We start from the raw sequence: 5,630 nt of genomic DNA on the forward strand, positions 1-5,630 counted from the left end.
TAATTTTTTGAATGACGATCCTCTCCCCGTTTATGGACAGATAACTGAAAAGCCAGTGTTTTCAGGAAAAAGAATTTCGCGAGGGTTATATCGTACAGATAAGGGGATTCTGGTTCAATCTGATGTCATGGGTTCCTACAACATTTTGCGAAAAGCATTCCCAAATGCGTTTAACCGCTATGGGATAGAGAGGTGCGTAGTTCACCCAAGGAGAATCAATCTCTCGAAGTAAAAGTGAAGGGAATTTCTGAAATGGAATTCAGTCTGTATATATTTGACTATACTTTTACTAACTATCGGTTACACTGATGATAAACAGGAAAATTTGCTCAGACTATCACCCCCCGGAAAGAGGCAGCACTAAAGATGATATCTAGAAAAAATTTTAGCCAAAGCCAGCAAGTACCAATCGGTAAAACGAGAATTATTCAGGGAGCAACTGGCACTTTAATGCTAATGACTCTGCTTTCTCTCCTCTTAGTGCCACCCAGTTTAGCATCTCCTGAGCCACCCAATTCGGTCATCGCCGCTACCCGTCAAGATTTGAGTCGGAAAACCAAGATATCCGTTAATCGCTTGCAAATTCAAGCAGCACAACCACAAACCTGGCCCGATGGTTGTTTAGGATTAGCTAAACCGGGAGAATTCTGTACTCAAGCACTGGTGCAAGGATGGCGAATTATTCTGACTGATAACCAAAAAACTTGGGTTTATCGCACCGATAGCAGCGGCACTAATCTCCGCTTAGAAAAGTGAATTTCTTTGGCTCTTTTCCGGCTGCTTTTTCGGCATCCCCAAAGTAGCGTTTTCCTGATTTGATTATCGTCCCCCCAGGGTTGGGTGATGAAAATCGGCTGAGAATGGCTCTAGGGTTTGTTTCAAGAATCTAGTCGTCTCTGGCAACCCTATTTAATTAATAATCCCAGTTTTTTGCTTCTTTTTGCTCTATAACTCCTGCGAGGCTGGAAAAAGTAAACAGTAATCCAGTCATCAGCCCTCAACTATCGTTAAGATGGATAGGAGAAGGTAAAGTTTTATATGTCCCCTTCAACTGCGTTTAGGAGTTCCTGCTAAAGATGACACAAGCTACTCAGATTCAAGGAAAAGGAATTTTACTCAGTGAGGCTGCCCTCAAACACCTTACCATGCTCAAAGAGCAAGAGGGCAAGGATTTATGTTTGCGCGTGGGTGTGCGTCAGGGTGGTTGTTCGGGAATGTCCTATATGATGGATTTTGAGCATCCTGGCAATATTGGCCCCCAAGATGAGGTTTTCGATTACGATGGCTTTAAAATCGTCTCTGATAAAAAAAGTCTGCTCTATCTCTACGGTCTCATGTTAGATTACAGCAACGCGATGATCGGCGGTGGTTTCCAATTCACTAATCCCAACGCCAGTCAAACCTGTGGCTGTGGTAAGTCTTTTGGCGTTTAATATTTTCCCGGGGTGATACCTTTCACCCCCGCCTCCCAGAGGCGTTTTTTTTGGCCAAAACCCTTGACAAAATCGGAGACTTGCCTATCCCTCCAATATTTTACGAATGGGCAATTAATTTTGCACGACTACTTAATAATCAGGCGATGATAGTAATTAGTTTCCTGTATCGCCTTTTGTCAATTGTTTTCTATCTAGAACAAGCTCATCAATTATGTCTCTGGCCAGCTAAGGATTTAAAGGATTTAGTCGATTTATGCCCTCCTATCGAACCATAACAAGTAACGAAGAGCCTAAATTTTGAGATCACGGAGTAGGACGTTTAACCTGTTTCCTCTCGTTCTCACGGTCGGAACCACTGACAAGCATTCTAGCATCCAAGCCGTCCTTAAAGGACGGGGTTAAACCCAAATTTCCGGTAAGTTGTGTTGAGAAATGTGTAGAGTTGCCGCCGACCCTTGACTGGAACCTAAGCTCTCGTGATAACTTGTATAGGAGTTATCGACAAGACACCATCAGCTAGACAAGCCCCTTGCAGTTTCTCTATGTTTCACCCCAACCAATCGGAACCCCGTGAAGATATCCGCGAGTATGTAGCTCAACTACAACTTCACATGGCTTTACAAGCTCGTAATCTCGTGCCTAGTCTGACTAATACTAGAGATAGTCGCGAGAAACTGCTGCAGGATACCCAAGCAACCATCGAAAAAATCGTTTCCCGTCATTTCTAGTTGACTGATTTTACCATAGTCATTTGAGCCGCAGGACAGGCAAGACAATTGCCACTGCGGCAAGGGGTTATTGACTTAAATCTATAATATCCCAGCAATTTTTTTTATGATTACCCACTTGATAAAGTGGCCACAGCAGTGGTATTAATTTAAGATAGGAAGTTTTCGGGAGTCAGTCGTCGGTCGTTAATACCAAATTAGCCTACACTTCATCTTGATAAGAAAGGCTAGATTTTTTGCAGCTTCTTAGGGAAATTATGACCACTAATCCTCTTAACTCGCTCATTTTAGAGCAGATTAGTCATATCTGTGAGCAATACTCGATCGAAAGTCGTATTCTCGAAGATTTTGCCGATTTTGTCATCAAAAACCACCGTAAAAAGTCTCCTAAACCATCGTTAACTAAATCAAAAACTACAGCCACCACCACCACAGTCCCAAAAGTTAAACCTTTAACTCTAACGCAACTTAAACAGGCAGTTTATGCCTATTTTGAGGTTAGCAATACCACAGAATTAAAAAAATCGAGTATGTTTCAAATGGCTACTAGAGCCTTTGATAACATCAATTTATCTCAGCGAGAAAGTTGGGAAAAAATTTACAGAGAGTATGTAGGTATTTTACCAGAAGAAGATGGGGAAACAGGTAAGCATTGTATTAATGGTATTAATATATTTAAATATTTTTATCCCTATCGTGTTTTCGAGCTTGATCCAAAAACTGCCACTAAGGAAGACATTAAAAATGCCTATTATCGTCTTTCTAAGATCTATCATCCCGATAACCAAGAAACAGGAGACGCAGAAGTTTTTGATTGTTTAACTGTCATGTATAAGTCTATCACCACGGAGATAAAATAATCATGCCTCAGAAAGCAAATACCTTCCTGATCCGGGATACCGAATTAGCTCAATGGTTTTCTATTACTCTTGAAAAACTAGACAAAATTGTTGATATTTTTGATGCTGATCCTAATGATGATTGGGATTTAGTTGAAGGTGTCGATTATCAATTTGTCAACAAAAAAGATAAAGTTAGATTGTTTTCTTTTGAAGGTGCTTTAAAAATTGCTTCCTATATTGATCAGCATGAAAAGCGAGGAATTTTATACAGATTTAGAGAATTTTTTACTAAGCACGATCAAAAAATTCGTCGCTCTTTGGCACGAAAATTAATTTTTAATGAATTGGCTGACTCTGGCGAAATTAAAGTTTATCAAGGAGTGGCTATGATTCATAAACAGAGTTTGCGGCGAATTTTAAAAACTAATGGAGCCAAGCTAAATCAAACATTCAATAATCTTAAACTCCACGAATCTTCATCTTTGAAAGTTGATGATGAAGAACTTGCTAAGGTAATCAAAAATACTAAAACAGAAGTTCGTCCTTTAAAAATAGGAGTAGATTTTTACGAAGATGAAAAAAGAGAGTTTTGGTTCTCTGAAAGTGGAGTTGTTCGCATTTCTAAATCCATGAGTGAAACTTTGACGAATAAATCGCGCCAAGAAATGTGTAAAATGATTGAAATCGAGTTTCCTCTTGCCTTTAAAGAAATTCAGGAAAATCTAGATGACGATACCAAACAAAAAATCGAGATTGAAAAGGCTAAAAAACGAGCTAAAACTAGAGATAAAAACACTTGTCAGGTGACAGGGCAAAAACCGGATAGAAATAATAAATTTAATCTCGCTGTCCATCATCTTTACTCTGTCCAAAAATATCCCCATCTAGCGACATTAGATCTGAATTTGGTGACTATTAAAGAAGAAATTCACCAAGAATTCCACGGTAACTTAGGGGGATTTCATCAACCTTGTACAATCGAGGATTTTATCGAATTCTTGCACGTTTACTATCCCGAACATCATGGTAATTTAGCCTTAAAACTTCAGAAAACTAAGAAAAAACTGGAAAAATTAGCTAAATAATCATTCAATTTCGGGGGGTGAATAGCTCCAAGGTGATTATCCATTTTTTGAGGGAAAGAACGACCACATCTCATCATGAGCGATAATTAATTTATCTTGAGGTTTTGCCAAAACTCCGATCTGACGAGGAACAGCTGCATCTAAATCATTGGCAACTATTGTCAACTCCGCCCATAGTATATATGATAGTTGAACTCTAATTTAGGATCTAGCTGGGTCTAGAGAGGATAATATGGATAAGATCAAGGTAGGATTGTTGTTTGGTGGTCGATCGGGAGAACACGAGGTATCTATCAATTCGGCTCGATCGATCCTGCAAGCTTTTAATTATCCCGAAAATCTTGACAAATACGCAGTTATACCCTTCTATATCGATAAAAATGGCTGTTGGCATTCGGCAGCAACTGCTAGACAAATTTTAACCTCTGGGCAACCCCTAGCTATTGAGAGTGATATAAAAGTCAATATCTGGCAATTTCCTCCAGAAGTGAGCGAAATTGAGGTTTGGTTTCCAATTCTCCACGGACCGAATGGAGAAGATGGAACTTTGCAAGGATTACTCACTCTCATGCGGGTTGCTTTTGTGGGTAGTGGGGTTCTGGGTTCATGCCTAGGCATGGATAAAATTGCCATGAAAACTGCTTTTGCAGCCGCTGGATTACCCCAAGTTAAGTATAAGGCCATAACCCGCTCGCAAGTGTGGTCAAATGCCTGTGTTTTTCCGCAATTGTGCGATCAAATCGCCGAGGAAATAGGTTATCCTTGTTTTATTAAACCGGCTAATTTAGGTTCTTCGGTGGGTATTAGTAAAGCACGCAACCGGCAAGAATTAGAGGCTGCTTTAGATAGTGCTGCTAGTTATGATCGACGGATTATTGTTGAAGCAGGAGTAACCGCAAGGGAGATCGAATGTGCGGTTTTAGGTAATGATAATCCCCAAGCTTCTTTGGTGGGAGAAATTACTTTTGATAGTGATTTTTATGACTATGAAACTAAATATACTGATGGGCGATCGAGTATGGTTATTCCCGCTAATATTCCCGATAAAATTGCTAATCAAGTGCGAGAAATGGCTGTAGAAGCATTTAAAGCTGTGGATGCTGCGGGATTGTCGCGGGTGGATTTTTTCTATGTGGAGAAGACTGGGGAAGTGTTGCTCAATGAAATTAATACTCTGCCGGGGTTTACTAATTTTAGTATGTATCCCCAACTCTGGAAAGCCACTGGTTTAGAGTTTGAGAAATTGGTCGATAAATTAGTGCAATTAGCTTTAGAAAAACAGGAAAAATAAGGTTAATTTAACACCATTTCTAGGATAGTAATTACCTAGTCTAAGTAACTGGTTCTAATTAAGTAGAAGATAAATTTTGTCTTTGATCCCTCCTGCCTCCTAGGGCTGAGGCTCTTCTAGGTTCTGTGTGATAAGTTTAATTGACATAGGATCGATCGATCTTTGTGTCCTTTGTGTCTTTGTGGTTCGTTCCACCCCCTCGCTCTTGAGAAATGTATCTTAGAATACATTTTACCCACCAAAGCTGG

The 5,630-nt window shown here is 39.8% G+C and carries 7 protein-coding genes and 1 pseudogene; all 8 read left to right on the forward strand.

Going from position 1 to position 5,630, the window contains the following annotated elements; translation table 11 throughout:
- Positions 1-232: pseudogene (locus ACE1AQ_RS15955) on the forward strand (RNA-guided endonuclease TnpB family protein); the annotation flags it as partial.
- Positions 233-366: 134 nt separating this feature from the next.
- Complete coding sequence (locus tag ACE1AQ_RS15960) at positions 367-756, forward strand: hypothetical protein (RefSeq protein ID WP_008197928.1); 390 nt, start codon at positions 367-369, stop codon at positions 754-756.
- 320 nt (positions 757-1,076) lie between these two features.
- Complete coding sequence (locus tag ACE1AQ_RS15965; RefSeq protein WP_008197930.1) at positions 1,077-1,433, forward strand: iron-sulfur cluster assembly accessory protein; 357 nt, start codon at positions 1,077-1,079, stop codon at positions 1,431-1,433.
- A gap of 50 nt (positions 1,434-1,483) precedes the next feature.
- Positions 1,484-1,711, forward strand: coding sequence for a hypothetical protein (locus ACE1AQ_RS15970; protein ID WP_008197932.1), 228 nt, complete (start codon positions 1,484-1,486; stop codon positions 1,709-1,711).
- A 267-nt stretch (positions 1,712-1,978) separates the two neighbouring features.
- Positions 1,979-2,164 (forward strand): hypothetical protein, encoded by a 186-nt coding sequence (locus tag ACE1AQ_RS15975; RefSeq protein WP_008197934.1) that lies wholly within the window; start codon positions 1,979-1,981, stop codon positions 2,162-2,164.
- A 257-nt stretch (positions 2,165-2,421) separates the two neighbouring features.
- Positions 2,422-3,024, forward strand: coding sequence for a J domain-containing protein (locus tag ACE1AQ_RS15980; RefSeq protein ID WP_110545909.1), 603 nt, complete (start codon positions 2,422-2,424; stop codon positions 3,022-3,024).
- A gap of 2 nt (positions 3,025-3,026) precedes the next feature.
- On the forward strand, positions 3,027-4,091 hold the full coding sequence (locus ACE1AQ_RS15985; protein WP_110545908.1) for a hypothetical protein: 1,065 nt from the start codon (positions 3,027-3,029) through the stop codon (positions 4,089-4,091).
- A gap of 232 nt (positions 4,092-4,323) precedes the next feature.
- On the forward strand, positions 4,324-5,382 hold the full coding sequence (locus ACE1AQ_RS15990) for a D-alanine--D-alanine ligase family protein (protein ID WP_110545907.1): 1,059 nt from the start codon (positions 4,324-4,326) through the stop codon (positions 5,380-5,382).
- Positions 5,383-5,630 lie beyond the last annotated feature (248 nt).

Origin of the sequence: Microcystis sp. BLCC-F209 (assembly GCF_041928595.1) — a bacterium.
Lineage (GTDB): Bacteria > Cyanobacteriota > Cyanobacteriia > Cyanobacteriales > Microcystaceae > Microcystis.